This is a genomic window from Blastococcus sp. SYSU DS0973, from assembly GCF_054051055.1.
Window position 1 is genome coordinate 136,659 of sequence record NZ_JBJHAN010000002.1, and the last position, 26,738, is coordinate 163,396.

The following is a 26,738-nucleotide window of genomic DNA, read 5'->3' on the forward strand; positions in this document are numbered from 1 at the left end:
GGCGCTGGGACCATGGGGGCGTGGACCCCGCGGATGGCAGCGCCATGGCCGACCCCCGCCCGGAGCAGGACGACCCGGTCGTCCGGCCGGCACCCCACCGCTGGCTCTGGTATGCCTTCGGCGGCGGGCTGCCCGAGCGGCACCGCGGCTGGGTGCTGCACGACACCACCACCGGAACCTGGTGGGTCCGGCACATCGCCCGGATGCTCGTGCAGCTGGCCGTGCCCATCGCGCTGGTCGTGACCCTGCTGCCCGCCCCGCTGGCGCTGCGCCTCGCGGTCGTCGGCGGCGGGATCTTCCTGGGGCTGATCTTCTCGCTGGCCTACATGCCGGAGACCACCGAGAACCGGGTGGTCAAGGCGGGCTATCCGGCGGGCACCGCCACCGCGCTCCGGGACCGGGCCGGCGTCGGCCGCCAGCAGCGGGAGACCGAACGGAAGCGGGCGGCCGCGGCCAAGCGCGCCGCCCGCTACCGCGACCGCACCGGCCGCTGAGCGATGCGGGCGCTCAGCGGCCGACGTAGGCCGCGAGGTGCTCGCCGGTGAGCGTGGACCGGGCGGCGACGAGGTCGGCGGGCGTGCCCTCGAAGACGATCCGCCCGCCGTCGTGGCCGGCGCCGGGACCGAGATCGATGATCCAGTCGGCGTGGGCCATCACCGCCTGGTGGTGCTCGATGGCGATCACCGACCGGCCGGAGTCGACCAGCCGGTCGAGCAGGGCCAGGAGGGTCGCGACGTCGGCCAGGTGCAGGCCGGTCGTCGGCTCGTCGAGGACGTAGACGGTCGCCTTCTCCGCCAGCTGGGTGGCCAGCTTCAGCCGCTGCCGCTCCCCGCCCGACAGCGTCGTGAGCGGCTGCCCCAGCGTGAGGTAGCCGAGCCCCACGTCGGCGAGCCGCTCGAGGATGGTGCGCGCGGCCGGGGTGCGCGCCTCGCCCTCGCCGAAGAACCCGGCCGCCTCGGCCACCGGCATCGCCAGCACCTCGGCGATGTTCCGGCCGCCGAGCGCGTACGCCAGCACCGCCGCCTGGAACCGCTTTCCCTCGCAGTCCTCGCAGGTGGACTCGACGGTCGCCATGACGCCGAGGTCGGTGTAGACGACCCCGGCGCCGTTGCAGGTCGGGCAGGCGCCCTCGGAGTTGGCGCTGAACAGCGCCGGCTTCACGCCGTTGGCCTTCGCGAACGCCTTGCGGATCGGGTCCAGCAAGCCGCTGTAGGTGGCGGCGTTGCTCCGGCGCGAACCGCGGATCGCCCCCTGGTCGACCACCACGACGCCGTCCCGCCCGGCGACCGAGCCCGAGACGAGCGAGCTCTTCCCGGACCCGGCCACGCCGGTGAGGACGACCAGCACGCCGAGCGGGATGTCCACGTCGACGTCGCGCAGGTTGTGGATGCCGGCGCCGCGCACCTCCATCGCGCCCGACGGCGCGCGCACCGACGGCTTCACGGGGACCCGGTCGTCCAGGTGCCGGCCCGTCAGCGTGCCGCTGGTCCGCAGCCGGTCGGCCGTGCCCTCGAACACGACCTCGCCGCCGCTCGTGCCGGCGCCGGGACCGAGGTCGACGACGTGGTCGGCGATCGCGATCGTCTCCGGCGCGTGCTCCACGACCAGCACCGTGTTGCCCTTGTCCCGGAGCCGCAGCAGCAGCTCGTTCATCCGCGCGATGTCGTGCGGGTGCAGGCCGGTCGTCGGCTCGTCGAAGACGTAGGTGACGTCGGTCAGCGAGGACCCGAGGTGGCGGATCATCTTGGTCCGCTGCGCCTCACCGCCCGAGAGGGTGCCGGCCGGGCGGTCGAGCGAGAGGTAGCCCAGCCCGATCTCGGCGAACGAGTCGAGCAGGTGCTGCAGGCCGGCGAGCAGCGGCGCCACGGTGGGCTCGTGCAGCTTCCGGATCCAGTCGGCGAGGTCACTGATCTGCATCGCGCAGAGGTCGGCGATGTTCTCGCCCCGGATCCGCGACGACCTGGCCCCGGGGCTCAGCCGGGTGCCGTCGCACTCGGGGCAGGGCTGGAACGTGATCGCACGCTCCACGAAGGCGCGGATGTGCGGCTGCATCGCGTCGACGTCCTTCGAGAGCATCGACTTCCGGATCTTCGGGATGACGCCCTCGTAGGTGAGGTTGATGCCCTCCACCTCGATCTTGGTCGGCTCCTTGTGGAGGAGGTCGTGCAGCTCCTCCTCGCCGAACTCCGCGATCGGCTTGTCCATGTCGAAGCCGGCGCCGCGGAAGATCCGGCCGTACCAGCCGTCCATGCTGTAGCCGGGGATCCTCAGCGCCCCCTCGGCCAGCGACTTGTCCTCGTCGTACAGCGCGGCGAGGTCGACGTCGGAGACCGAGCCCATGCCCTCGCACCGCGGGCACATGCCGCCCAGGTAGACGACGTCGCGCACCACGTTCCTCTCGACCCGGCCGCCCCTCGCGGTGCTCATGACACCGCTCGCCTTGCGCGTCGGCACGTTGAACGCGAAGGCGGTCGGCGGACCGATGTGCGGCTGCCCGAGCCGGCTGAACAGGATGCGCAGCATCGCGTTGGCGTCGGTGGCCGTACCCACGGTGGAACGGGGGTTGGCGCCCATCCGCTCCTGGTCGACGATGATCGCCGTCGTCAGGCCGTCGAGCCGGTCGACCTCGGGCCGCGCGAGCGTCGGCATGAAGCCCTGCACGAAGGCGCTGTAGGTCTCGTTGACCAGCCGCTGCGACTCCGCGGCGATCGTCCCGAACACCAGCGAGCTCTTGCCCGAGCCGGAGACCCCGGTGAACACCGTCAGCCGGCGCTTCGGGATCTCGAGGCTGACGTCCTCGAGGTTGTTCACCCGGGCGCCCTGCACCCGGATGACGTCGTGGCTGTCGGCTACGTGCGGCGCGGCCGCCCCGGGGGCCGCCGTCGTGTCGGTACTCATGGTGCCGCGGTGGGTGCGCTGGTCACGACCGGGATGGTGCCAAGCCCCGGGTGGTTGGTCGAGCGGTGCGCGCGCGACACCGGCCGGGCGAACCGCGCTCCAGCTCGTCGCTCCTCCCGCCGTGTGATCACCCGCACGGGGCGCCGGAGGCGGACACCCAGCCACACACGTGGACGGGGGTGGCGGCATGGCGCATCATTGGCAGTCGCCGGGCGAGAGTGCCAACCCGGCACCCACCTCCGCTCGACCAGGGAGAGCCACGCCGTGCCCACGTACCAGTACGCCTGCACCAACACCGAGGGCAAGCACGAGTTCGAGGTCGTGCAGTCGTTCACCGACGCTCCGGTGACCGAGTGCCCCGAGTGCGGCGCCCCGGTGCGCAAGGTCTACGGCTCGGTCGGCGTCGTCTTCAAGGGCTCGGGCTTCTACCGCACCGACAGCCGGAAGAGCAGCACGGCGTCGGAGAGCTCGGGCAGCAACGGCTCCTCGTCCGGCACGTCCTCGTCGGCCCCCGCGAAGGAGAGCTCGTCGAGCTCCTCCCCCTCGACCTCGTCGACCACCTCCTCGGCGTCCGGCAGCGGGGCCAAGGCCGCCAACTGACGACGGCGGGTCCCGCATCCACAGGCCCGCCGCTCCTCCACAGCTCCCGCCGGCCCCTCCGGGACCGCCCCGGCTCCGGGCATGGTCGTCGCATGCCGCGTCTGCGCCGTCCCCGCTCCCCGCTGCTGGTGGCCCGCCGGGCCGCGGCCGCGCTGCTGGCGGTCCTGGCGCTGGTGCTCGCGCTCCGGCCGGCACAGACCCCGGCCGGGGCGACCGGGCCGGCTCCCGTTCCCGTGGTGGTCGCCGCGGCCGACCTACCCGCCGGCACGGCGCTGGCCCAGGGCGACCTGTCGCTCGTCCGGCTGCCGCCGGACGCGGTGCCCGACGGCGTGGTGGGCGCGCCCGACCTGCTGGTGCACCGGGTGCTCGCCGGCCACGTCCGCCGCGGTGAGCCGCTCAGCGACGCGCGACTGGTCGGGGCCGGGCTGAGCTCCCTGCTGCTCCCGGGGCAGGTGGCGGCCCCGGTGCGGCTGGCGGACCTGCAGGTCGCCGCCCTGGTCCGCGCCGGTGACCGGGTCGACGTCCTGGCCACCGGCACCGACGCCTCGTCCGCCGAGCGGGTGGCCTCGGGCGCCCGGGTCCTGGCCGCACCAGCGTCGGACGCCGACGACCCCGGTGCCGGGCTGCTGGTCCTGGCCGTCGAGGAGGCCACCGCAGCGCGGCTCGCCGCCGCCTCGGCCGGCGCGACGCTCACGGTCAGCCTGCCCCCGCCCTGACCGCACCGGCTGCGCGCAGCGCGGCCGGTACGGCTTGGATGGTCGGCGTGCTGAACGGCTTCAAGGACTTCCTGTTCCGCGGCAACGTCGTCGACCTGGCCGTCGCGGTGGTGATCGGCGCGGCGTTCACCGACGTGGTCAACGCGTTCGCCTCGTCGTTCCTGACCCCGCTCATCGGCCTGATCGGCGGTGGCGGCGAGCTCGGCGGCACCGTCCGGGTGGACGGGCAGGACTTCACCTGGGGGGCGTTCCTGAGCACCGTCATCACCTTCGTGCTGACGGCCGGGATCATCTACTTCCTGGTCGTGCTGCCCGTGCACCGGCTCTTTGACCGCCGCGCGCGCGGCGAGGAGCCGGGCCCGGTCGGCCCCACGGAGCTGGAGCTCCTGGTGGAGATCCGCGACCTGCTGCGTGCCCAGCAGGGCCTGGGTCCGGCAGGGCCCGGCGCGGGGCAGCCCGGCCCCCCGGCTCGCTGAACGCGCCCGCTCAGTCGCTCCCCCAGTGCGGCGGCCGATCCTCCAGGTAGCGCCGGTCGTCGTCGGAGACGTCCGAGGGGCGCTCGCCCCAGCCGACGTCGCTCTCGTCGGGCGCCCGCTCCCGCGGCGGGAGCACCGGAGCCGGAGCAGCAGCCGGGTCCGCTGCGGGCGGGGCGCTCGGCAACGGCTGGCCGAGACCGTCCAGCACCACCGCACCGGGCAGCCCGACCAGTAGCGCCCCGGGCACCGCCAGCTTGCTGCCCCGGGTGCCCGAGCCGATGACGACCAGCTCGGCCGCGGCGACCGCGGCGTCGACCAGCACCGGCCACGACGCGGGCAGCCCCACCGGGGTGATGCCGCCGTAGGCCATGCCGGTCTCGGCGACGGCGACGTCCTGCGGGGCGAAGGAGACCTTCCGCGCCCCGAGGTGGCGGCGCACCAGCCCGTTGACGTCGGCGCGGGTGGTGGCCAGCACCAGGCAGGCGGCCAGCGTGGTCTCCCCGCCCCGCCGCGCGGCGACGACCACGCAGTTCGCGGAGGCGGCCAGCGGCACCGCGTAGGCCCCGGAGAACGCGGCGGTGTCGGCAAGATCCTCGGCGATCTCGGCGACCCACGCCGGGCCGGGCAGCCTCGGCAGCGCGGCGGCGACCGGCGGCCCCAGCAGGTCGGGGCGCTCGGCGGCCGGCAGCCAGCGGAGCGAGCCGAGGGCGGGGGCGGTCATCGGGCGGCGTGGGGGGACGGCACGGCTCAATCCTCGGTCACGCGCCGCCGGGCGTGCAGCCCGGGGCCGGATCGCTGCGGCCGGTGGCCGGGCGACGGCTGTCGCCGCACCGGGCGGAGCGCCAGGATGGGGCCATGATCGGTCAGCTGCACTCCGTCGTGATCGACGCGCCCGACCCGCACGCGCTCGCGGGCTTCTACGCCGAGCTGCTCGGCATGGAGGTGAGCAAGGGCGGCCCCGGCGACGACTGGGTCGTCGTCTCCGGCGCCGGGTACCGGATCGCCTTCCAGCAGGCGCCGGACCTCCAGCCTCCCGCGTGGCCGGACCCCGACCGCCCGCAGCAGTTCCACCTCGACATCCGGGTCGCCGACATCGAGGAGGCCGAGCCGAAGGCGCTGGCGCTGGGCGCCCGCACGCTCCCGGGCGGCGGCGGCGACTTCCGGGTCTACGCCGACCCGGTGGGCCACCCCTTCTGCCTGGTGTGGGACGCGTGAGCGAGCCCCGGCCGCCGGTCGACCCGAGGGTCGCGAGCACGTTCGTGGCGGCGATGAAGTTCACCGTCACCGAGTCCACCGCCACCCGCGTGGCCGGCCACGTGGACCTCGGCCCGGACCAGCACACCCCGTGGGGCGTGGTGCACGGCGGCGTCTACTGCTCGGTCGTCGAGTCCGCCGCCAGCATCGGCGCGAGCACGGCGGTGCGGGACCAGGGCCAGTTCTCCGTCGGCGTCAACAACAACACCGACTTCATCCGCTCCACGACCAGCGGCCGGGTCGAGGTCGTCGCCGAGCCGGTCCAGCAGGGCCGGACCCAGCAGCTCTGGCAGGTGCTGCTCACCCGCGCCGAGGACGGCAAGCTCGTCGCCCGCGGCCAGGTGCGGCTGCAGAACGTTCCGCTGCCGGGTTAGCCCAGCACCGCCGGGTCGAGGACGACCTGGAACAGCGCGCGCGGGTCCTGGAGGGTCGCCGGCGGCCGGGCGGCCGCACGCGGCACCACCCGGTCCCAGCGCGCCGGCCGCCGGTGCGGCAGCAGCTCGCGGCCCTGGAACAGGTAGTTCCCCACCACCTCGCCGACCAGCAGCCCGGCGCCGTGCTCGATGGGCAGGCCCACCGGGTCCCCGGGCTTCATCTCGTCGAGGAACGCCGACAGCTGGCGAAGGTCCTTGGCCGGGCGGCGGCCGGAGATCTCCTTGGAGAGCGCCCGCAGCTCGGGAGGATCCATCCCGGTGGCGTCGACGTCGATGCCCGACTGCGTACCCAGCCCGATCACCCCGGCCGCCAGGCAGGCCCCCAGCTCGTTGTGCGCACGCGGCCGCACCACCCAGACCCGCACACCCTCGGGCTCGGGCGCCGGCGGCAGGTCGTCCGGACCGGGCCAGAGGTAGGGCAGGTCGTCGGGCTCGGGGCCGAACAGCTCGGCGAACCGGCTGCGGTAGAAATCCGGGTCCTTGGCGATCAGGTTGGAACGGTGCGAGAGGTGCAGCGCCTCGTTGCCGACCCAGGACGGGAGCAGACCGGCGGCCGCCAGCTCGGCCTGCGGCACGCCGACGACGTCGGGGGCGAACTCACCGATCAGCGTCTCGGTGGTGTCGGCGAAGCCGCGCTCGCGCCAGACCCGCACCATGGCCAGGCCGTAGCTCACCAGCGCCGCCGTCCGGCCGCGCCACATCGCCACCACCGGATGGCTCGCCCAGCCGTAGTCGGGCAGCTCCAGCGCCCGGAGGATCTGGAGCGTCTCCACCCGCTGCTTGCCCAGCCGCGGGGAGTCGAGCAGCCGCGCGCTCTCCTCGAAGTCGGCCACGGGCACGAAGGTCTGCATCGCGGCGGTTCCTGCCCGGTCCGACGCGCGGTCAACCCCCAGGCGCGCGCAGCGCGGCCTCCCAGCGCCCGCGCCGCGCGTCGTCGGTGTTCTGGACCTCCCGGCTCACGTGGCCAGGCGGGCCGCCAGCGCCGGCAGGACCCCGCCCAGCGGTGCGTCGACCCGCACGTCGGCCTTCGCGTCACCGCGGGTGGCGCCGACGTTGACGATCCCCACCGGGATGCCCAGCTTGGCCGCCCGCAGCACGAAGCGGTAGCCGCTCATGACGGTGAGGGAGGACCCGAGCACCAGCAGGCTGCCGGCGTCCTCCACCAGGGAGAAGCAGTGGTCGACCCGGTCGCGGGGCACCGTCTCACCGAAGAAGACGACGTCGGGCTTGAGCGGCCCGGCCCCGCAGGCCAGGCAGTCGACCATCACGAAGCCGTCCAGCACGTCGTCGGGGAGCTCGGCGTCGCCGTCGGGGTTGATCTCATCTACCCGTGGCCCGAAGTGCGGGTTCGCGTCCCGCAGCCGCTCGTCCAGCGCCGCGCGGTCGGCGACGTCGCCGCAGGCCAGGCAGACGGTGCGGTCCAGCCCGCCGTGCAGCTCGACGACGTCCCGGGCGCCGCCGGCCTGGTGCAGTCCGTCGACGTTCTGCGTGACGACGCCGGACAGCAGCCCGGCCTCCTGCAGCGCGGCGACCGCGCGGTGCCCGTCGTTGGGCCGGGCCGCGCGCATCTGCCGCCAGCCCACGAAGCTGCGGGCCCAGTAGCGGTGCCGGCCGAGCGGGTCGCGGGTGAACGTCTGGTACGTCATCGGGGTGTGCCGGCGCAGGCTGCCGGTGGCGCCCCGGTAGTCGGGGATGCCGGAGTCGGTGGAGAGACCCGCCCCGGACAGGACCACGACGTCTCCGTCGGCGACGAGGTCGGCGAGGGCGTCCAGCGCGGCGCCGGCCCCCGGGACGGCGGGTGGTGCGAGGGTCACCCGCCCATCGTCCCTGCCGAACGGCGGATGCGCCGCCGGCACCGGTCGCCCGGGCCTCCCGGTCAGCGAGCGGAGAGCACCTGCTCGAGCCGGGTCAGCATGGCGTCCTGGATGCGGGCCAGCCCCTTCGGGGCGAACGTGCGCTCGAAGAAGCCGCCGATCCCGCTGGCGCCGGTCCAGGTGGTGCGGGCCCGCACCGTGCTGACTCCGGCGTCGGCGCCGGAGACGGTCCAGGTGGTCACCATGGTGGAGTTGGTGTCGGTCTCCACGAGCGCCCCGTCCGGGGTCTCGGTGACGACGACGTCCTGTTCGCGCACCCGCTTGGAGGTGGCCTGCAGACGCCAGTGCACCCTCGTGCCGGCGCCCTGCCCGCCGGCGTCCACCCGGTAGTCGCTGTACTGCTCGGGCAGCACCTGCGGCCGGGTGACGGCGTAGTCGGCGAGCGCGGCACGGACGACGTCCGCCGGTGCGCGAAGGACCCGTTCGGTGGTGGCGACGACCTGACCCATGCCACCCATCCTGCCCGCCGGTGGACCGGCTGTGCCCACCGTGGCCCAGCACGGGAACCCGCAGGGGCCCGCCCGGCCGGGCTCCACGGCTCAGCGGACGGCGGCCTCCGGCAGCTGCACGGCGCCCACCCGCGCCTCGATCCGACGGCGGGTCGCGGCGTCGAACGCCTGCGCGAACCTCTCGCGCGGGCGGTTCCGCAGCGGACCGACGTTGTCGCCCTTCCAGTGCTCGAAGTCCTTGATCAGGCCGCGCGCGGCGGCGGCCCGGCCCTCGACCATCGCCGGGGAGTACTCCAGCCCGACCGCCGAGCAGGTGGCCCGCAGCGTGGGCTCGGGCTGCTGAGCGAGGTCGGCGTAGGAGACGACGTGGTGGCCCGGCCGGTCGCGGTGCGCTGCGGTGAGGGCGACGCACTCGCTCCACAGGTCGAGGGCCTGGTCGACGGTGTAGGTGCTGCCCCAGCCGCCGGCCACGGCGCAGAGGCTGGTGACCACGTCGGCACCGTCCCGGACGATGTGCAGGACGCGCGCACCGGGCACGAGGTGCTCGATGAGGTCGATCGCGTAGAGATTGGCCGGGGTCTTCTCCACCCATGCGGTGCGGCCCGCGTCCCTGGTCACCTCGTCCGCGGTCGCCACGAACGAACCGGCCACGGACCGCACGGTCGGGGGGACCGGCCAGGGCAGACCGGGCCGGCCCAGGAAACGGGCGACCTGGGGCAGGTCCGCCGCGAGCTCGGCGCCGATCAGCCCCCGCTCGGCGCGGTCACCGGCGGCCCGCAGCCGGTAGAAGAAGTGCGTCTCCGGAAACGAGTGGACGTCGGGGTGGGCGGCCAGGAAGGACTGCAGCAGCGTGGTGCCCGACCGCGGGCAGCCGACGACGAACAGCCGCTGCACCTGCGCACGGGCACCGCCGCTGTCGACGGTCGGACGACGCATCGGGGCAACCTAGCGCCACCCCGGGGTGCTCGCCGCCTGCCCGGGTCAGACCTCGACGGGCGCGGCGGTCAGGCTGTGCGCGCCGCAGGTGCAGCCGTTGCGGGCCGACAGGACCATGGAGACCGCATGCGCCCGGTCGCGGGCGCCGAGCTTGCGCAGGATGGCCTTGACGTGGGACTTCACGGTGTCCTCGGAGATGAAGAGGTTCTCGCCGATCTTCCGGTTCGACTGGCCGAGGATCAGCTCGTCGAGGACGTCGGACTCGCGTCGGGTCAGCGGCACCTCGGGGGTCAGCTCGCGGCCCACCGGCGCGGCGCCGCCCTCGACCCGGCGGATCTGCGGGTCGACGACCGTGCGCCCGGCGCGGGCGGCCAGGATCGCCCAGCCGAGGAGGGTCGCGGAGGTGTTCATCAGCAGGTAGCCGCGGATGCCGGCGGCCAGCGCCTCGTTGACCACGGCCGCGTCCTCGGAGGTCGACACGGCGACGATCGCCGCCCGCGGGAAACGGCGCCGCAGGTCGCGGCAGGCGTTCAGCGTGGCGCCGCGTCCGGCCCCGAGCTCGACGACGACGGCGTCGGGGCGGGCGGACTCGGCCAGCGGGACCGCCCGCCGGGTCTCCCCGGGCGCGCCGACGGACTGCATGCCGGCGGTCTCGTCGATCATGCCGACGAGGCCGCGACGCAGGACCGGCGCATCGGCGAGGACGAGAACCCGGGTGACGGCGGCACTGGGGATGGACACGCTGGTTGCTCCGCTCACGTGGGGTGACGACCTGACCTGCATTCCATCGACCGTGTGAACCCAGTGCTTGAGCAGCAGTTTCCCGGCAGCGGACACGGCGCTCGCGGACCGCACCCCCGGTGGTGCACGTCACGCCACGGCTGGCGTCCCGGCGGGTACGACCGGACGATGACCGCACCGCTGCTGTGGGGATCCCGATCCGGATCGGGCGAGCCTCTGCTCCTGATGCACGGCATGGGCAGCTCGCACCGCGACTTCACCGCCGTCGTCCCCGCCCTGGCCGAGCGCTTCGACGTGCTCAACGTCGACCTCCCGGGCACCGGCCGCTCGCCGCACCTGCCCGAGCGCCCGACCGTCGCCGCGCTCACCGACGCGGTGGAACGCACCCTGGACGAGGCGGGACTCCAGCGGGTGCACGTGCTCGGCAACTCCCTGGGCGCCCGGCTCGCGCTGGAGCTCGCCCGTCGCGGCCGCGCCCGCTCGGTGGTCGCCATCGGCCCGTCCGGGCTGAACGTCCTGCCCGAGCGCGTCGTCCAGGGCAGCGGCATGGCGCTCGCCCGGGTCGTCATGCGCACCGCGCAGCCGCTGGTGGAGCCGCTCTCCCGCTCCGCCGTCGGCCGGGCGGCGATGCTGTTCCCGCTCAAGGCCCGTCCGTGGGCGACCCGGCGCGACGAGGCGATCGGCGCCCGCGAGGGGTTCGCCGACTCCCGCGACTACTGGCGGATCCTGCTCTGGGCGCTGCTGCTCGACGTCCCCCGCGGCATGGACCGGATCGGGTGCCCGGTCACCCTGGTACAGGGCGCCGCCGACTGGATCAGCTCCGGCCAGACCGTCCGCTACCTGCCCTGGATCCCGGGCTCCCGGTTCCGCCCGCTGCTGGCCGCCGGTCACGCGCCCCATTCGGACCGGCCCGGGACGATCGTCCGGATCGTCGAGCAGACCGCCGCCCGCGGCCGGGAGCTCCCCGACCGAGCCGCCGGGAATGCCTCGGCGCGCTCGACGTGCCCCCGGCAGGATTCGAACCTGCGACACACGGTTTAGGAAACCGATGCTCTATCCCCTGAGCTACGGGGGCCTCGGCGCGGTCTGACCCGCGCCCGGACCTTCGCCGAGAGGCTAGCGGGTGGCCTGGTGGAACCCGCGCTGCACCCGACTCGCCCGTACGGAGGAGAGACGGCGCGGTTCCAGCGGGTTACCGTGCTGGGACGCATGCCGAGTTCCGGCACCGACGCCGGAGCCCAGGGAGGGTGGACGAACGATGGAGACCACGGTGGTCGACGTCCCCGAACGGGGACGCTTCGAAGTCCGGCAGGGCGAGCGCGTCGTCGGACTGGCCAGCTACCACGTGGAGAACGGGCAGATGACCCTCCCGCACACCGAGGTGGACCCGTCCGTGGGCGGCCAGGGCATCGGGACGACGCTCGTCGCCGGCGTGCTCGACGCTGCCCGCGAGCGCGGGCTGACCGTGCTGCCGTACTGCTCCTTCGTCCGCCGCTACATCCAGCAGCACCCGGAGCTGACCCACCTGGTGGCCGTCGACGACCGCCCGCACTTCGGGCTGGAGACCGCCGACCACTGAGCGCCGTTCTGCGGGGCCACCTAGGCTGCGCGGATGCCCGAGGGCCACACCCTGTTCCGCCTCGCGCGCGAGCAGCAGCTGCTGTTCGCCGGCCGGCCGGTGCACGTCACGAGCCCGCAGGGGCGTTTCGAGGCCGGCGCCGGTCTGCTCGACGGCCGGGTGCTCGACGAGGTCTTCTCCTACGGCAAGCACCTCTTCGCGCGCTTCGGCGGCGACAGCCTGCATGTGCACCTGGGCCTCTACGGCAGCTTCACCACCGGCGCCGGCACGCCGCCCCCGGCGAAGGGTGCGCTGCGGATGCGCTGGGAGGCCGACGGGCCCGACGGCGCCGGCGTGTGGACCGACCTGCGCGGGCCCACCGCCTGCGAGGTCCTGGCCACCCCCGAGGTGGACCGGATCCTGGACCGGCTGGGCCCCGACCCGCTCCGCCCCCGCGCCGACGGCACCGCCGCCCACCGGCGCATCGCCGGCAGCCGCACCGCCATCGGTGCCCTGCTGATGGACCAGTCGGTGCTGGCCGGCGTCGGGAACGTGTACCGGGCCGAGGTGCTCTTCCGGCACCGCGTCTCGCCGTTCCGCCCTGGCCGGCAGGTCGACGCCGACCTGTGGGCGGCGATGTGGCGGGACCTGGTCACCCTGCTGCGGAGCGGCGTCCGGATGGGCCGGATCGTCACCACCCGGCCCGAGGACCGCTCCCGGCGCAGCGGCGCGGTCCGGCGGGAGGACGCGCACTACGTCTACCGCCGCACGGGCCTGCCGTGCCGGCTCTGCGGCACCGAGATCCGCACCCAGGTGATGGCCGGGCGCAATCTCTACTGGTGCCCGGTCTGCCAGGCCGTCTGACCTGCGGCTCCGCCTCGACGCCCTTCCTCGCGTGTACCGTCGGGAAGGATGAGGCGCCGGTCACGATGGACCACCACGCTGACCGCGGTGGCCGGCCTGCTGGGCGTCCCCGCCGCGGCCTCGGCCGCCCCCGTGGAGCGGAGCGAGTCCTCGCGCAGCACCGGCTACGACGTCTCCTACCCGCAGTGCGGCACCGACCTGCCCGGCGACGCCGCGTTCGCCGTCGTCGGGGTCAACGGCGGGCTGGCCACCCGCACCAACCCCTGCCTGTCCGAGCAGCTGGAGTGGGCGGTGGGCTCGTCGGGCGCGGTGCCCGGTCAGCCGCCGCTGCAGCTGTACCTCAACACCGCCAACCCCGGCCAGGTGCGCGGCCTGGTCACCACGTGGCCGTCCGCCGGGGAGACGCCCTACGGCGACTGCGACGGCGCCAACTCCACGGCCTGCAGCTGGCAGTACGGCTGGGAACGGGCGCGCACCAGCGTCCAGTCGTTCTTCCGGCCCGCCACCCAGGCGGTGCAGTTGGACAGCCGGCCGGAGCACTACACCTGGTGGCTGGACGTCGAGACCACGAACACCTGGCAGTCGGGGTCCGGTGACGCCCTCGAGCGCAACCGCGCGACGCTCGAGGGCATGACCGAGTACCTCACCGACCGGGGCGGCCGGGTAGGCGTGTACTCGACCGGCCACCAGTGGCGCCGGATCGTCGGCGAGGTGCCCGGGGAGAGCAACCTGGCCGGCCTCGACAGCTGGCTCGCCGGGGCCGACGACCGCGCGGACGCCCGCACCGCCTGCGACGACGACCCGCTGGTGCCCGGCGGCGGCGTGGCCCTGGTCCAGTACGTCGAGGACGACCTCGACCACGACCACGCCTGCCGCGAAGCGCCCGCCCGGGGCTAGATCGCGCCCTTGTCCGGGTCCCCGGCCGGACAGGCGGCGAGCCGGCGCACGTCCAGCGGGGCGGCCAGCTTGTCGGCCAGCGTCGCACCCAGGGTGGTGAGGGCCTCGGCCTTGCCGTGCGCGCGCAGCGCCTCGGGGCTCTCCCACCGCTCCACCATCACGAAGACGCCGTCGGCCTCGTGCAGGGCGTAGAGCTCGCACCCGGGTTCGGCGTGCACCTTCGGCACGGCGGCGAGGATCGCCTCCCGGACGGCGTCCACCGCGTCCGGCTTCGGGGTGATGGTGGCGACGACGACGACGGACACGGATGCCTCCTGGGGCAGCGGGAACGGGACGGCCCGGGCAATTGCTCTGGTGGAGCGGCCCCGGTCGGGTCAGGATGCCAGTCGTGGTCGACGACAGCGCTCCCCCTCCCCCGACCATCGGCGCCCCGCTGCGGGTCGCCATCGTGGGCGCCGGCCCCGCCGGCATCTACGCCGCCGACGCGCTCACCCGGCAGAGCGAGATCCCCGTCGCCGTCGACCTGGTCGACCGGCTGCCGACACCGTTCGGCCTCGTCCGCCACGGCATCGCCCCCGACCACCCGAAGATGCGGGCCATCCGCGACACCCTGCACCGCAGTCTCGACCACCCACTGGTCCGGTTCGTCGGCAACGTGGAGGTCGGCACGGACCTCACCCTGGCCGAGCTGCGCGCGCACGTCGACGCCGTCGTCTACACCTACGGCGCCGCCCTCGACCGGCACCTGGGCATCGAGGGCGAGGAGCTGCCCGGCAGCCTGGCGGCCACCGACGTGGTGGCCTGGTACACCGGGCACCCCGACGCCGACCGCGCCACCGTGGAGGCGGCCCTCGCCGGCGTCCGGTCGGCCGTGGTGATCGGGGTGGGCAACGTCGCGCTCGACGTCGGCCGGATCCTCGCCCGCACCGCCGAGGAGCTGGAGCCCACCGACATGCCGCAGCACGTCATCGACGTGCTCGCCGCCGCGCCGGTGGAGGAGGTCACCGTGCTCGGCCGCCGCGGCCCGGCACAGGCCACCTTCACCACCCAGGAGCTGCGCGAGCTCGGCGAGCTGGCCGCGGCCACGGTGCTGGTCGACCCCGCCGACCTCGAGCTCGACGCCGACGCCGAGGCGCGCGCGGCCACCGACCGGAACGCCAGCCGCAACCTCAAGGTGCTGCGCGACTGGTCGCGCCACGTGCCCGAGGCCGGCCGTACCCGCGTGCGGCTGCGCTTCTACGCGCGGCCGGTGCGGCTGCTGGGCACCGACCGGGTCACCGGCGTCGAGGTGGAGCGCACCGCCGTCGACGGGGACGGCCGGGCGATCGGCACCGGCCGGTTCGAGGTGGTCCCGGCCGACCTGGTGGTGCGGTCGGTGGGCTACCTCGGGTCGCCGCTGCCCGGGCTGCCGGTCGACGAGCGCACCGGGACCGTTTCCCACGACGGCATCGGGCGGGTGCTGCGCGACGGCCGTCCCTCAGCCGGCGAGTACGTCGCCGGGTGGATCAAACGGGGTCCCAGCGGCGTGGTCGGGCACAACAAGCACGACGCGCGGGAGACCGTCGCGGGGCTCCTGGCCGACGCCGCGGACGGCACGCTGCGCGTGCGGGGGCCGGTCGACGACCTCGTGCACACCCTCCAGGCCCGAGGCGCGGAACCGGTGCTGCTCGACGACTGGCGCGCGATCGACGCCGCCGAGCAGGCCCTGGGCGCCACCCGCGGCCGGGCACGGACCACGCTGCACGAGCGGGAGACGTTGATGGCCGCCGTCCGCGCGGCCACGGTGGGCTAGCTAGCTCACCGCGCGGATCAGCTCCTCGGCGGCCCCGGCCGACCCGGCGGCCACGAACCGGATCAGCCCGTCGGTGTCCGGGTCCAGCGAGAGCGGCCGCCCGTCGCCGGTGCGCGCCACCCCGCCCGCCGCCAGTAGCACCGCCAGGCCACCGGCGACGTCGTGCACGTGGGTGCCGCTGCGGTCGAGGTCGTGCCAGGCCATGGCCGAGCCGTCGGCCACCAGGCACAGGTCGACGGCGGTGCAGCCGGTCACCCGGACCCGGCGCGCCGTCGAGGGGACGGCGACCGCCCCGCCCCCGGGCCCGCTCGGCACCACCACGGTGCTGCCGGGCCGCGGGGAGATCGGCACCGCGTCGCGCTCGGCGCCCACCCCGCCCAGCCCGGTCCACCGCCGCCCCGCGGCCAGGTCGGCCACCAGACCGGCGACCGGGACGCCGTCGCGCACCAGCGCCGCCGAGAACGCCCACGGCGGCAGCCCCGCGGAGAAGTTGCCGGTGCCGTCGAGGGGGTCCAGCACGATCCACGGCTCGCCGGCGCCGACCGGGCGGTCCCGCCGCTCCTCGCTCAGCACGGTGATCCCAAGCGGGCCCAGCACCTCCACGGCGGCAGCGTGTGCGGCCTCGTCCGCGGCGATCGACGGGCTGCCGTCGCCCTTGGTGCGCTCCTCGCCGCTGTCGCGGGCGAGCGCCACCGCGATCTCCACCCGGGTCGCGGCCAGCGCCGCCAGGTGGCGGAACCGGTCGGCCTCGGCCGCGTCGGGCCCGGGCGCCGGGACGGCGATCGACCGGTCGGTGCTGCCCAGCCGGGCCCGTTCGCAGCCCCACCCGGCGGCCAGCGCGCGCACTGCCGGGTGGTCCAGGGGAACGCCCGTGCGCCGGAGCACGACCGCCTCGGCGTAGCCGTCCGGATGCCACTGCCGTCGCACCAGCGCGGCCTGCCCGCCGCCCAGCAGCGCCCGCAACCGCGGGTCGTGCACCGCCGGCGCCAGCCCGGCGGGCGGCATCCCCAGGGTGAGCGCCGCGGCCCGCACGTCGGCGCCGCCGACCGCCACCCGCAGGTGGTCACCGTCCGGTGCGGGCCGACGCAGGAACCAGCGCTCAGCCACTGTTGCGCAGTGCGGTCGCGATCCCGTTGATCGTCAGCTGGATGTTGCGGCTGGTGAGCTCGTCGTCCTCGCCGCTGCGCCGGCGCCGCAGCATCTCGACCTGCAGGTGGTGCAGCGGCTCCAGGTACGGGAACCGGTTGCGGATCGAGCGGGCGAGCGCCGGATTGTCGGCCAGCAGGTCGTCGTCGCCGGTGATGGCCAGCGCCATCCGGCAGGTGCGCCCGTGCTCCTCGGTGATCCGGTCGAAGACCCGGGCCCGCAGCTCCTCGTCGGGCACCAGCTCCGCGTACCGGGCGGCCAGCCCCAGGTCCGTCTTGGCCAGGACCATGCCCATGTTCGACAGCACGGTGCGGAAGAACGGCCACCGCCGGTGCAGGTCGCGCAGCCGCTCCAGCCGCTCCTCGGAGCCGTCCACCCACGACTCCAGCGCCGATCCGGTGCCGTACCAGCCGGGCAGCATGATTCGGGTCTGCGACCAGCTGAACACCCACGGGATCGCGCGCAGGTCGGCGATCGAGTCGCCGGCCTTGCGCGACGGCGGCCGGCTGCCGATGTTCAGCTCGGCCAGCTCCCCGATCGGGGTGGCCGCCCGGAACCACTGCACGAAGCCGGGCGTCTCGTGCACCAGCTCCCGGTAGGCCTGCCGGGCGCGGGCCGCGAGGTCGTCGAGCAGCGCGTAGGCCTCCTCGGCGTCGTCGCCGAGGCCCTCGACGTCCAGCAGGGTGGACTCCAGGGTGGCGGCGACCATGGCCTCGAGGTTGCGGCGGGCGAGGTCGGGGTCGGCGTACTTGGCGGCGATCACCTCCCCCTGCTCGGTGATGCGCAGGGCGCCGGCCACCGCGCCCGGCGGCTGGGCCCGGATCGCCTCGTAGCTGGGGCCGCCCCCGCGGCCGACGGTGCCGCCGCGGCCGTGGAACAGCCGCAGCCGGATGCCCTCGCGTCGGGCGACCTCCACCAGGTCCAGCTCGGCCCGGTACAACGCCCAGTTGGCGGCGAGGTAGCCGCCGTCCTTGTTGCTGTCGGAGTAGCCCAGCATGACCTCCTGCGCGTCGCCCCGGGCGGCGACGAGCGAGCGGTAGAGCGGCTGGTCGAGGACGGCGCCGAGCGTGGTGGCGGCGGCCTGCAGGTCGTCGATCGTCTCGAACAGCGGCGAGATGCCCACCGGGCAGGTGGGGCCGTCGGCACCGGCCGGGTCGAGCAGACCGACCTCCTTGAGCAGGACCGCGACCTCCAGCACGTCGCTCACCGACCCGCACATGCTGATCACGTAGTTGGGAATGGTCCGCGGGCCCAGCAGCGCCACCTGGTCGGCGGCGGCGAGCAGGACGTCGAGCTCCTTGCGGGTCTCCTCCGACAGCTCGGCGTCCGGGCGCACCAGCGGCCGGCGCAGCGTCAGCTCGCCGGCCAGCAGCGCCACCCGCGCCGGCTCGTCGAGGGATGCGTAGTCCTCGCACACCCCCGCCCAGGCCAGCAGCTCGGCGACCACCTGCTCGTGGACGGCGGAGTTCTGCCGGAGGTCCAGCCCGCACAGGTGGAAGCCGAAGACCTCGACCGCCCCCCGCAGCCGCAGCAGCCGGTCGTCGGCGAGCGGCCCGGCGCCGTGGCTGCGCAGCGAGGTGTCGACGACGTCGAGGTCGGCGCGCAGTTCGTCGGGGCTCTCGTAGGGCGGGAGGATGCCAGCGGCCTCGGCGCCGCCGGGAACGGAGCCCAGCACCCGGACGGCGGTGGCCGCCAGCCGCGCGGAGATCCCGGTCAGCGCCCGCCGGTAGGGCTCGTCGGCGCGGAACGGGGAGTCGTCGCGCGAGGCCTCGGCCAGCGAGTACAGCTGCGGGGTGGGCGTGACCAGCCGGTCGGACATGGAAAGCTCGCTGCGCAGCTGCGCGAGCTCCGCCAGGTGGTGGCCCAGCGCCGTCTCCGCCTGCCGGGTGGTGGCCCGGCGCAGCGCCTCGGCGGTGACGAAGGGGTTGCCGTCCCGGTCCCCGCCGATCCACGAGCCGGGCAGCAGCATCGGCCGGCGCAGCACCCCGGCGCCGGGCCAGCGCTGCTCGACGGCCTGCCGGAGCTCGGCGTTGATGGCAGGTATGACGTCGAACAGCGACAGCTCGTAGTAGCGCAGCGCCTCGTCGATCTCGTCCTGCAGCCGCAGCCGGGACAGCCGCAGCAGAGCCGTCTGCCAGAGGGTGAGCACCGAGCGCCACAGCTGCGCGGACCAGTCGGCGTCGCCGTCGCCGTCGCCCGCGCGGTCCCGTTCCCGGATCAGCCGGCTGACCTGGCGCTGCACCTGGAACACGGTCTTGCGGCGGACCTCGGTGGGGTGCGCGGTGACCACCGGGCAGACCAGGGCGCCGGCGAGCTCGCGGGCCACCGTGTCGACCGGGATGTCCGCCTGGTCGAGCAGCGCGAAGGACGCCGCCAGGCTGCCCTGCTGCGGCGGGGACCCGGCGCGCCGGTGGTGCCGGCGGCGGCGTTCGTGGTGGATGTCCTCGGCCAGGTTGGCCAGCACGGAGAAGTGGCTGAACGCGCGGATCAGGTGGTTGGCCGACCGCACGTCGAGCCCGGCCAGCCGGCGGGCGAGGTCGGCCCGGTCGACCTCCGAGCGGCGGATGCGGAAGGCCTCCACGCGGGTGGACTCGACCAGCTCCAGCACGTCGGGGCCGGCCTGCTCGCCGATCACCTCGCCGAGGACGCGGCCCAGCAGCCGGATGTCCGCGCGCAGCGGCTCGTCGTCGGCGCGGTCCCCGGGACCGGAGGACCCGTGGTGGCGGAGATCGGCGACGTCAACCGTGGCTTCGGACACATCCCGAGTATCGGGGACGCAGGTGTCACGTTCATGTCCTGCCCGCAACGGCCCCGTCCGGAGGCTCGCCCTGAGCTCGCGAAGGGTGAGGGGGGCGGGGTCCTTCTTCAGTCCAGCTCGAGCTCCCGCAGGCACTGGGCGGCCAGCTGGTCCCCGGCCTCGGCGCCGAGCCGGAACTGCTCGACGGCGCCCTCCAGATCGCCGCGGTCGGCCAGCAGCACCGCCAGGTTCTGGTGGCAGTACGGATCACCGGCGGCGATGCCGCTGCGGTAGGCCTCCTCGGCTGCCTCCTCGTCGCCCAGCTCCTCGCGGTAGAGGTTGCCCAGCGGCAGCCAGGCCACCTGCTCCCCCAGCTTGGCGCCGCGTTCCAGCACCGCACGGGCCTCGGCCGAGCGGCCGGTCTCGCGCAGCAGGTGCGCCAGGTCGGCGCGGGCGGCCGGGAAGTGGTGCTGGCCGGCGCGCAGCGCGTCCTCCAGGGCCGGGTCCAGCGTCGAGCACCAACGCCAGCAGGCGACGACGGCCGCCGCCTCCTCGTCACCGGCAGCGGCGAACTCCTCCGCCACCGCCATCGCCTGCTCCCGCTCGCCCTGCTCCCGCAGCAGGAAGGCCAGCTGCAGCCCGCCCTCCAGGTCGCCGGCGGCCGCGGCGCCCCGGTAGGCGCGCATCGCGCCGGCCAGGTCGCCGAGGTCCTCCAGCACCAGGCCGAGGTTGCGCCAGGCGTCGGCCTCGCCGCCGCGCAGGGCGGTCTCGTAGGCGTCCACCGCCTCGGCCCAGCGGTTCTGGGCGGCGAGGGAGTTCCCGAGGTTGAACGCGGCCATCGAGTCACCGAGGTCGAAGGCGCGCCGGAAGCAGTGCTCGGCGTCGGTCTGCCGGCCGGCGTCGGCCAGGTCGCAGCCGAGGTCGATCAGCGCGTCGGCGTCGGCGTCGGCGTCGGCGTCGGCGTCGGCGTCGGCGTCGTCGGAGCCGAGCAGCCGCCGCAGCCGCCCGTCCAGGTCCTCGGTCATGACGTCGATGATCGCGGCGCCATGACCGCTCGCGCGCCCCTCTGCGCGGGAACCTCACCCCAAGGGAGCGGCCCGGGGGTCTCCGGTCACCCGATCAGCTGTCCCCGGGCCCGGAGATCAGCTGCCGAACGCCTCACGCCAGGCCGGCATGAGGTCGCGCCGGGCCCACTCGAGGTAGGGCTGCTGCTGGTCGCCGCCGATCTGCACCAGCGCCAGGTGGGTGAAGCCGGCGTCGGCGTATTCCTTCGCACCCGCGATCACCGCCTCGACGTCGTCCCCGCACGGGATGCTGCCCTCCACGTCCTCCTCGCGGACGAACTGGCTGGCGGCGTCGAAGGCCGTCGGGCCGGGGAGCTCGGAGTTGACCTTCCAGCCCAGGCCGAACCAGCGGAAGAGGGCGTGCGCCCGGTTGATGGCGGCGGCCTTGTCGGTGCCGAAGCTGATCGGCATCTGGGCGATCCGCGGCTTGCCCGTGCCGCCGGCGGCGTCGAACTGCTCCACCAGCCCGGGCTTGGGCTCGGTGGCGATGAGCGCGTCGGCGTGCTCCCCGGCGATCGTGGACGCCTGCTTGCCCCCGGAGGCGACGCCGATCGGCACCCGCTTCTCCGGCAGGTCCCAGAGCTTGGCCGACTCGACGTCGAAGTGCTCGCCGCGGAAGTTGGTGTAGCCGTCGCCGTCGAACAGGCTCCGGATGATCTGGATGGCCTCGACCAGCATCTCCTGGCGGACGTCGGCCGGCGGCCAGCCGGCGCCGACGACGTGCTCGTTGAGGTTCTCCCCGGCGCCCAGCCCCAGCGTGAAGCGTCCGTCGGAGAGGATCTGCAGCGTGGCGGCCTGCTGCGCGACGACCGCCGGGTGGTACCGGAAGCTCGGGCACGTCACGTAGGTCATGAGCGGGATGCGGCTGGTGGCCTGGGCGGCCGCGCCGAGGGTGACCCAGGCGTTGGGCGAGTGGCCCATCTCGTCCAGCCACGGGAAGTAGTGGTCGCTGCTTACCGCGAAGTCGAAGCCCGCTTCCTCGGCCCCCACCACGTGCCCCATCAGGTCCTTGGGGCCGGCCTGCTCGGTCATCATCGTGTAGCCCAGCTGCATCGCCATGCCGCGCGGCTACCCCGGCCCGGTTGCGCCCAACCGGTTCAGCCGCGACCGCCGCGCAGCGCCTCCCGCAGTTTCGTCTTCCCGCTCGTGCGCAGCAGAGCCCCGGCGTAGACCCGCCCGCCCAGCCGGACCGCCGCGACGATGGCGACGAGCATGAGCACGACCGCCAGAGCCACCTCCCACAGCGCCGCCTCACCCGCCGCCTGCCGGACCGGCATGACCAGGGGCGAGAGCCCGGGCACGTACGAGGTGACGACGGCGAGCGTGCCGCCCGGCTCGGCGGCGGCCTGGATGCCGATGAAGAAGCCGACCACGAGCAGCAGCATCATCGGCGTCAGCACGCTGCCCAGGTCCTCCTGCCGGCTGACCAGGGACGCCGCAACGGCGAAGGCCGCCGCGTAGAAGGCGTATCCCAGCACGAACCAGGCGACCACGGAGACGACGGTGCCGATGAGGTCGCCGGGCACCGCGACGAGGTCGAAGGCGAACGCACCACCCACGGCGATCACACCGATGAGGACGATCTGGGCGAGGCCGAGGACGCCCAGCCCGATGATCTTCCCGGCGAGCAGCTGCCAGGGCCGCATCGTGGCCAGCAGCAGCTCCACCACGCGGCTGGCCTTCTCCTCGACCACCCCCTGCGCGACGAACTGGCCGAACAGGATCAGCAGGCCGTAGAGCAGCGCGACGCCGATGATCGCGACCAGCACCTGCTGCTCGTCGCCGTCCCCCTGGAGGGCCGTGACCTCGACCTCCGGCACCGCGGTGAGGTCGACCCCGGCCTCGGCGAGCTGCTGGCCGACGGCGACCCCGCTGACCGCCGCGCTCACCACCGCCTCCATCGTCGAGTCGCGGTCGTCGACCAGCAGCTCGGGGCGGGCGCCGGGAAGCAGGACGCCGTCGACGTCCTCGTCCGCGAGGGCCTGCCGCCCGGCCGCCTCGTCGGCGAGCTCGACCACGGTGACGTCGAGGCCGACTGCCTCGCCCTGCGCCTCGACGGCCGGACCCAGCCGCGAGGCGTCGCCCACGACACCGAGCCGGCTCTCCTGGGCGCCGGAGCCGATGGCCACCTGGAACGCCATGATCCCGACGAGCAGCAGGACCGTCAGCACCACGCCGACGATGAAGTTCTTGTCCCGCAGGCGGGTGGAGATCTCGCGGCCGGCGACGAGCCGCACGAGCTCGGCGCTGCCCGGCGTCTGCTCCGGAGAACGGGTCGAGACGGTCACGCCGCCACCTCCTCGTCGGTGCGCGGATCGGCGACCGCCTCGCGGAACAGCTCGACCAGGCTGGGCTCGCGCCACGCGAAGTGCGCGACCCGGCCGGTGCCCAGGGCGGCCGCCAGGACGGTCTGGTCGTCGGTGCCGGGGGCGAGCTCCAGCAGCGTGTCGCCCGCCTGCTCGGAGACCACCCGGACGCCAGGGAGCGCGGTGGCCCAGCCCGGAGCCGCGTCGGGGACGACGACACGCAGCAGCCGGCCGGCCTCCCGCCGGCGCAGCGCGTCGACGGTGCCGGCCGCCACCATGCGGCCGCGGGCGAGGATGCCGACGGAGTCGCAGAGCCGCTCGACCAGGTCGAGCTGGTGGCTGGAGAAGACGACCGGGACGCCGGTGCGCACCTGGTCCAGCAGCGCCTCGGCCAGGGAGTCGACGCCCACCGGGTCCAGTCCGGAGAACGGCTCGTCGAGGATCAGCACCTCCGGCCGGCTCACCAGCGCGGCGGCGAGCTGGACGCGCTGCTGGTTGCCCAGGGACAGCTTCTCGACCGGATCACCCCGTCGGGCGCCCAGGCCCAGCCGCTCGACCCACTCCGCCGACGCCCGCCCGGCGGCGGCGGCGTCGAGCCCGTGCAGCCGGGCGAAGTAGGTGATCTGCTCACCGACCCTCATCTTCGGGTAGAGCCCGCGCTCCTCGGGCATGTAGCCCACCCGGCGGCGCAGCTGCTGGTCCAGCGGCCGGCCGTGCCAGCGCACCTCGCCGGCATCGGCGACGACCAGCCCCATGGCGATCCGCATCGTCGTCGTCTTCCCCGCCCCGTTGGAGCCGCAGAAGCCGAACATCGATCCCGGGCGGACGCTGAAGCCCACGTCGTCGAGCACCTGGTCGTCGCCGTAGCTCTTGCGGAGGCCGTCGAACTCGAGCACCTGTCCCCCTGCCGTCGAGCGCTGCCGCGCCGAACCGTAGCGGTCCTCACGATCTCGCAGGGTGGGATGTCGCGGCCCGCAGGTCAACGGCGGGTGACCGCCCGCCTCGCGGCCGGTGCCTGCGTGCGGTGTCATCGGGGGCATGAGCGAGCACGACGGAGTGGCCCAGCCGCCCCCCGGCGCCGGCCTGGACCAGCTCCGCGGCGCCGCAGCCGGGTGCCGCGCCTGCGAGCTGTGGCAGGAGACGACCCAGACCGTGTTCGGGGAGGGCCCGGAGACCGCCCGGGTGGTGTTCGTCGGCGAGCAGCCCGGCGACCAGGAGGACCGCAGGGGGGAGCCGTTCGTCGGCCCCGCCGGGCGGCTGCTGGACAAGGCGCTGACCGATGCCGGGATCGACCGGTCGGCGACCTACGTGACCAACGCCGTGAAGCACTTCGGGCACGTGGTCAAGGGCAAGCGGCGGATCCACCAGACGCCGCGCCCCGAGCACCTGCGGGCGTGCCGGCCGTGGCTGGAGGCGGAGTTCGTCGTCCTGCAGCCGGAGGTCGTCGTCGCCCTCGGCGCGACAGCGGCCAAGGCGCTGATCTCGCCGTCGTTCCGGATCACCCGCGAGCACGGGCAGCTGATGCCCTGGACCCCGCCCGGGGTGCGGACGGCCGAGGCCACGCTGCCCGAGGCCGACCAGGAGGAGGACGCCCCGCACCAGACCTGGATCCTCGCGACCACGCACCCGTCGGCGATCCTGCGCACCCCCGACGAGGCCCGCGCGGCCGCCTACGACGCCCTGGTCGCCGACCTCGCGGTGGTCGCCGCGGCGCTGGCCTGACTCCGCCCCGTTCCATCACCGGTGGGTAGGACCGGGGAGGATCGGATATGCAGACCCGGGGTCCGGCCGACCTCGCCACTCTCGGGGGCGGGCGAGCTCGGTCGGACCCGCCCCGCGGTCAGGCGGTAGGACCCGGGGCCCGGTCGACGGTCGACCGGGAGGCGCGGAAAAGCCAGAACGACGGCACGAGCAGCGCGACGGCGACCATGGCCAGCACCACCACGACCCCGCCGGAGGCCATGGCGAAGGTGACGCCGGCGGCGCTGGCCACCCCGCCGGCGCGCAGATCGCCCAGCCGGGGGCCGCCGGTCACCACGACGATGAAGACACCCTGCATCCGCCCCCGCATCTCCTCCGGCGCGGCCAGCTGCAGCATCGCCGACCGCAGCACCGCGCTGACCATGTCCCCCGCCCCCGCGACGGCCAGGCACAGCACCGCCAGCCACAGCGTCGGGGCGTAGCCGAAGCCGATGATCGCCACGCCCCACACCGCGATCGAGACGACCACGACCGCGCCCTGCCGGTCGATCCGGGACACCCAGCCCGACGTCAGCCCCATCGCCAGCGCGCCGATCGAGATGCCGGCGAACAGCCAGCCCAGCGCGTTCGGCGAGCCCTCGAACCGGGTCGCGGACAGCTCCGGGAACACCGCCTGCGGCCAGGCGAAGAGCATCGCGACGATGTCGACGACGAACGTCATGAGCAGCACCGGCTGGGTGCGCAGGAACGCGAAGCCCTCCCACACCCCGTGCACGGTTGCCCTCAGCCGGATGGGGCCGGCCTCCCGTCCCGGCGGCAGAGGCGGCAGCCCCCGCAGGAGCAGCACGGCGACAAGGAATCCCAGGGCGTCGATGGCGTATGCGGTGAACAGGGAACCGAGCCCGATCAGCAGGCCGGCCACCAGCGGGCCGGCGACGACGCCGATCTGCCGGACGGTCATGGCCAGGGCGTTGGCCGCCGGCACGCCGGCCGGGCCGACGAGCGCCGGGATCACGGCGTAGCGCGCCGGGGAGTTGACCGCGGTGAAGGCGGAGACCGCGGCAGTCAGCACCCACAGCAGGACGAGGTTCCCGCCGCCGGGCAGCAACGCCTGCGCCGCCAACAGCGCACTGGTGACCGCCGCGCCGACCGAGGTGATCACGAGCAGCCGCCGGCGGTCCATGGCGTCGGCGATCGCGCCGCCGAGCAGGCCGAAGACGATGAGCGGGACGAGCGCGACCATCGAGGTGACGCCGACCATGAACGAGGACCCGGTCAGCGCGTAGACCTGGAACGGAACGGCCACCAGCGTCATCTGCTGGCCGATCGTGGTCGTGGCGATGCCCCAGAACAGCCGCCGGTACCCCGGGTCGCGCAACGGTGTGGTGTCGATGGCCCAGCCGCGCGTGCGCACCCGCTCCGGCACCGGCTCCTCGACCGGCGCGCCGCCCTCCCCCGGGTCGACCGGAGACGTCACGGCACGAGCCGCTGGACGCGCCAGCCCCCGCCCTCGGCCTCGTCGAGCACGAAGCGCAGCCGGTCGTGCAGCCGGTCGCTCCCGCCCTGCCAGAACTCGACCCGCTCCGGAACCACCCGGTAGCCGCCCCACGCCGCCGGCCGGGGCAGCTTGCCCTCCGGCGTCTGCTCGTCGAGCAGCCGCACGCGCCGCTCGAGCTCCTGCCGGGAGTCGACGACGGTCGACTGCACCGAGGCGGCCGCCGCCACTTGCGACCCGCGCGGCCGCGGGTCCCACAGCCCGTCCGAGGCCGCGTCGCCGATCCGCTCCACCCGCCCGGTCACCCGCACCTGGCGCTGCAGCGCGTGCCACGGGAAGACCAGCGCCGCCCGGGGGTTGACCGCCAGCTGCGCCCCCTTGGCCGACGCGTAGCTGGTGCCGAACACGATGCCGTCGGCGTCATAGCCCTTCATCAGCACGATCCGGGCGTCCGGCGCTCCGTCTGCGTCGGCGGTCGCCACCACGACGGCGTTGGGCTCGGGGATCTCCGCGGCGACGGCGTCGGCGAACCAGCGGTCGAACTGCTCGACCCAGGTGGGGGCCAGCTCCTCCTCGCGCAGCCTGCCGAGCGTGTAGTCGTTGCGCATGCGGGTCAGGTCGGGCACGCCGACATGCTGGCACCGCCGGGCGGCGTCGGCGCGCGAGGGGCGCCACGCCGGGTGCGGCGCCCCGGCACCCGGCGTGCCGCCCGGAGATCACGGGAGCGCCCCCCATGTGCCAGGACCGGGCCGACGGCTTTAGGGTCGTTGCGCAATCGTGCGCCAGGCCACTGCGCGCAC

The 26,738-nt window shown here is 74.8% G+C and carries 28 protein-coding genes and 1 tRNA gene; 12 read left to right on the top strand and 17 right to left on the bottom strand.

Going from position 1 to position 26,738, the window contains the following annotated elements; translation table 11 throughout:
- The first annotated feature begins 20 nt into the window (after positions 1–20).
- Positions 21–494: a DUF5313 family protein gene (locus ACI791_RS04435; RefSeq protein WP_456584936.1), complete on the top strand. Its 474-nt coding sequence runs from the start codon at positions 21–23 to the stop codon at positions 492–494.
- 13 nt (positions 495–507) lie between these two features.
- Here ACI791_RS04435 and ACI791_RS04440 read toward each other — a convergent pair whose 3' ends face one another.
- Positions 508–2,898 (bottom strand): ATP-binding cassette domain-containing protein, encoded by a 2,391-nt coding sequence (locus ACI791_RS04440; RefSeq protein WP_456584937.1) that lies wholly within the window; start codon positions 2,896–2,898, stop codon positions 508–510.
- 264 nt (positions 2,899–3,162) lie between these two features.
- Between ACI791_RS04440 and ACI791_RS04445 the strand changes: the two genes are divergently transcribed.
- The 3 genes from ACI791_RS04445 to mscL all read left to right on the top strand — a co-directional run bounded on the left by ACI791_RS04445 (position 3,163) and on the right by mscL (position 4,690).
- A complete protein-coding gene (locus ACI791_RS04445; protein ID WP_456584938.1) occupies positions 3,163–3,498 on the top strand; it encodes an FmdB family zinc ribbon protein in 336 nt (111 codons plus the stop codon).
- Positions 3,499–3,590: 92 nt separating this feature from the next.
- The gene (gene cpaB, locus ACI791_RS04450) at positions 3,591–4,214 is read left to right on the top strand and encodes a Flp pilus assembly protein CpaB (RefSeq protein WP_456584939.1); all 624 of its coding nucleotides are present in this window, start codon (positions 3,591–3,593) and stop codon (positions 4,212–4,214) included.
- A 38-nt stretch (positions 4,215–4,252) separates the two neighbouring features.
- Positions 4,253–4,690 (top strand): large conductance mechanosensitive channel protein MscL, encoded by a 438-nt coding sequence (gene mscL / locus ACI791_RS04455; protein ID WP_456584940.1) that lies wholly within the window; start codon positions 4,253–4,255, stop codon positions 4,688–4,690.
- 10 nt (positions 4,691–4,700) lie between these two features.
- On the opposite strand, the gene ACI791_RS04460 is transcribed toward mscL, so the two are convergent.
- On the bottom strand, positions 4,701–5,411 hold the full coding sequence (locus tag ACI791_RS04460) for a YbaK/EbsC family protein (protein ID WP_456584941.1): 711 nt from the start codon (positions 5,409–5,411) through the stop codon (positions 4,701–4,703).
- Positions 5,412–5,545: 134 nt separating this feature from the next.
- Between ACI791_RS04460 and ACI791_RS04465 the strand changes: the two genes are divergently transcribed.
- Both ACI791_RS04465 and ACI791_RS04470 read left to right on the top strand, forming a co-directional pair.
- Positions 5,546–5,905 (top strand): VOC family protein, encoded by a 360-nt coding sequence (locus ACI791_RS04465; protein ID WP_347059351.1) that lies wholly within the window; start codon positions 5,546–5,548, stop codon positions 5,903–5,905.
- On the top strand, positions 5,902–6,318 hold the full coding sequence (locus tag ACI791_RS04470) for a PaaI family thioesterase (protein WP_456584942.1): 417 nt from the start codon (positions 5,902–5,904) through the stop codon (positions 6,316–6,318). Before ACI791_RS04465 ends, ACI791_RS04470 begins: the two co-directional genes overlap by 4 nt.
- Here ACI791_RS04470 and ACI791_RS04475 read toward each other — a convergent pair.
- From ACI791_RS04475 to ACI791_RS04495, 5 genes are all read right to left on the bottom strand, one after another.
- Positions 6,315–7,229: an MSMEG_6728 family protein gene (locus ACI791_RS04475; RefSeq protein ID WP_456584943.1), complete on the bottom strand. Its 915-nt coding sequence runs from the start codon at positions 7,227–7,229 to the stop codon at positions 6,315–6,317. The two genes, ACI791_RS04470 and ACI791_RS04475, sit on opposite strands and share 4 nt — an antisense overlap.
- A gap of 105 nt (positions 7,230–7,334) precedes the next feature.
- Positions 7,335–8,192, bottom strand: coding sequence for an NAD-dependent protein deacetylase (locus tag ACI791_RS04480; protein ID WP_456584944.1), 858 nt, complete (start codon positions 8,190–8,192; stop codon positions 7,335–7,337).
- A 62-nt stretch (positions 8,193–8,254) separates the two neighbouring features.
- On the bottom strand, positions 8,255–8,701 hold the full coding sequence (locus tag ACI791_RS04485; protein WP_456584945.1) for an SRPBCC family protein: 447 nt from the start codon (positions 8,699–8,701) through the stop codon (positions 8,255–8,257).
- A gap of 90 nt (positions 8,702–8,791) precedes the next feature.
- Complete coding sequence (locus ACI791_RS04490) at positions 8,792–9,637, bottom strand: sulfotransferase family protein (RefSeq protein WP_456584946.1); 846 nt, start codon at positions 9,635–9,637, stop codon at positions 8,792–8,794.
- Between the two features lie 45 nt (positions 9,638–9,682).
- Positions 9,683–10,378, bottom strand: coding sequence for a response regulator transcription factor (locus ACI791_RS04495; RefSeq protein WP_347059344.1), 696 nt, complete (start codon positions 10,376–10,378; stop codon positions 9,683–9,685).
- 234 nt (positions 10,379–10,612) lie between these two features.
- Between ACI791_RS04495 and ACI791_RS04500 the strand changes: the two genes are divergently transcribed.
- On the top strand, positions 10,613–11,419 hold the full coding sequence (locus tag ACI791_RS04500) for an alpha/beta fold hydrolase (RefSeq protein WP_456585326.1): 807 nt from the start codon (positions 10,613–10,615) through the stop codon (positions 11,417–11,419).
- Here ACI791_RS04500 and ACI791_RS04505 read toward each other — a convergent pair.
- Positions 11,381–11,453: transfer RNA gene (locus ACI791_RS04505), tRNA-Arg, on the bottom strand. The two genes, ACI791_RS04500 and ACI791_RS04505, sit on opposite strands and share 39 nt — an antisense overlap.
- A gap of 48 nt (positions 11,454–11,501) precedes the next feature.
- Here ACI791_RS04505 and ACI791_RS04510 point away from each other — a divergent pair.
- Genes ACI791_RS04510 through ACI791_RS04520 form a run of 3 tightly spaced genes read left to right on the top strand, consistent with a single transcriptional unit; the run spans position 11,502 to position 13,697 of the window.
- Positions 11,502–11,957 (top strand): GNAT family N-acetyltransferase, encoded by a 456-nt coding sequence (locus tag ACI791_RS04510; protein WP_456584947.1) that lies wholly within the window; start codon positions 11,502–11,504, stop codon positions 11,955–11,957.
- A gap of 33 nt (positions 11,958–11,990) precedes the next feature.
- On the top strand, positions 11,991–12,800 hold the full coding sequence (locus tag ACI791_RS04515) for an Fpg/Nei family DNA glycosylase (RefSeq protein ID WP_347059342.1): 810 nt from the start codon (positions 11,991–11,993) through the stop codon (positions 12,798–12,800).
- 48 nt (positions 12,801–12,848) lie between these two features.
- On the top strand, positions 12,849–13,697 hold the full coding sequence (locus ACI791_RS04520; protein WP_456584948.1) for a hypothetical protein: 849 nt from the start codon (positions 12,849–12,851) through the stop codon (positions 13,695–13,697).
- Here the strand turns inward: ACI791_RS04520 and ACI791_RS04525 are convergent.
- Positions 13,694–14,002 (bottom strand): putative quinol monooxygenase, encoded by a 309-nt coding sequence (locus tag ACI791_RS04525; RefSeq protein ID WP_456584949.1) that lies wholly within the window; start codon positions 14,000–14,002, stop codon positions 13,694–13,696. The genes ACI791_RS04520 and ACI791_RS04525 overlap by 4 nt on opposite strands.
- A gap of 83 nt (positions 14,003–14,085) precedes the next feature.
- On the opposite strand from ACI791_RS04525, the gene ACI791_RS04530 reads away from it, so the two are divergent.
- Complete coding sequence (locus ACI791_RS04530; protein WP_456584950.1) at positions 14,086–15,489, top strand: NADP oxidoreductase; 1,404 nt, start codon at positions 14,086–14,088, stop codon at positions 15,487–15,489.
- Here the strand turns inward: ACI791_RS04530 and ACI791_RS04535 are convergent, their stop codons facing one another.
- The 6 genes from ACI791_RS04535 to ACI791_RS04560 form a co-directional block, all read right to left on the bottom strand.
- A complete protein-coding gene (locus tag ACI791_RS04535; RefSeq protein ID WP_456584951.1) occupies positions 15,490–16,596 on the bottom strand; it encodes an inositol monophosphatase family protein in 1,107 nt (368 codons plus the stop codon).
- Positions 16,589–19,393 (bottom strand): phosphoenolpyruvate carboxylase, encoded by a 2,805-nt coding sequence (gene ppc / locus ACI791_RS04540; protein WP_456584952.1) that lies wholly within the window; start codon positions 19,391–19,393, stop codon positions 16,589–16,591. The genes ACI791_RS04535 and ppc overlap by 8 nt, the downstream gene beginning before the upstream one ends.
- Positions 19,394–19,500: 107 nt before the next feature.
- Complete coding sequence (locus ACI791_RS04545) at positions 19,501–20,397, bottom strand: tetratricopeptide repeat protein (RefSeq protein WP_456584953.1); 897 nt, start codon at positions 20,395–20,397, stop codon at positions 19,501–19,503.
- Positions 20,398–20,514: 117 nt separating this feature from the next.
- Positions 20,515–21,495, bottom strand: a complete 981-nt coding sequence (locus tag ACI791_RS04550; protein WP_456584954.1) for a TIGR03557 family F420-dependent LLM class oxidoreductase — start codon at positions 21,493–21,495, stop codon at positions 20,515–20,517.
- Positions 21,496–21,533: 38 nt separating this feature from the next.
- Complete coding sequence (locus ACI791_RS04555; RefSeq protein WP_456584955.1) at positions 21,534–22,724, bottom strand: ABC transporter permease; 1,191 nt, start codon at positions 22,722–22,724, stop codon at positions 21,534–21,536.
- Positions 22,721–23,638, bottom strand: a complete 918-nt coding sequence (locus ACI791_RS04560) for an ABC transporter ATP-binding protein (protein ID WP_456584956.1) — start codon at positions 23,636–23,638, stop codon at positions 22,721–22,723. The genes ACI791_RS04555 and ACI791_RS04560 overlap by 4 nt, the downstream gene beginning before the upstream one ends.
- 142 nt (positions 23,639–23,780) lie before the next feature.
- Here ACI791_RS04560 and ACI791_RS04565 point away from each other — a divergent pair, with 142 nt between their 5' ends.
- Positions 23,781–24,464, top strand: coding sequence for a UdgX family uracil-DNA binding protein (locus ACI791_RS04565; RefSeq protein WP_456584957.1), 684 nt, complete (start codon positions 23,781–23,783; stop codon positions 24,462–24,464).
- Positions 24,465–24,582: 118 nt separating this feature from the next.
- Here ACI791_RS04565 and ACI791_RS04570 read toward each other — a convergent pair whose 3' ends face one another.
- Positions 24,583–25,920 carry an MFS transporter gene (locus tag ACI791_RS04570; RefSeq protein WP_456584958.1) on the bottom strand — a complete coding sequence of 446 codons (1,338 nt, stop codon included), beginning with the start codon at positions 25,918–25,920 and terminating at the stop codon, positions 24,583–24,585.
- Complete coding sequence (pdxH, locus tag ACI791_RS04575; protein WP_456584959.1) at positions 25,917–26,564, bottom strand: pyridoxamine 5'-phosphate oxidase; 648 nt, start codon at positions 26,562–26,564, stop codon at positions 25,917–25,919. Before pdxH ends, ACI791_RS04570 begins: the two co-directional genes overlap by 4 nt.
- Positions 26,565–26,738: the final 174 nt, after the last annotated feature.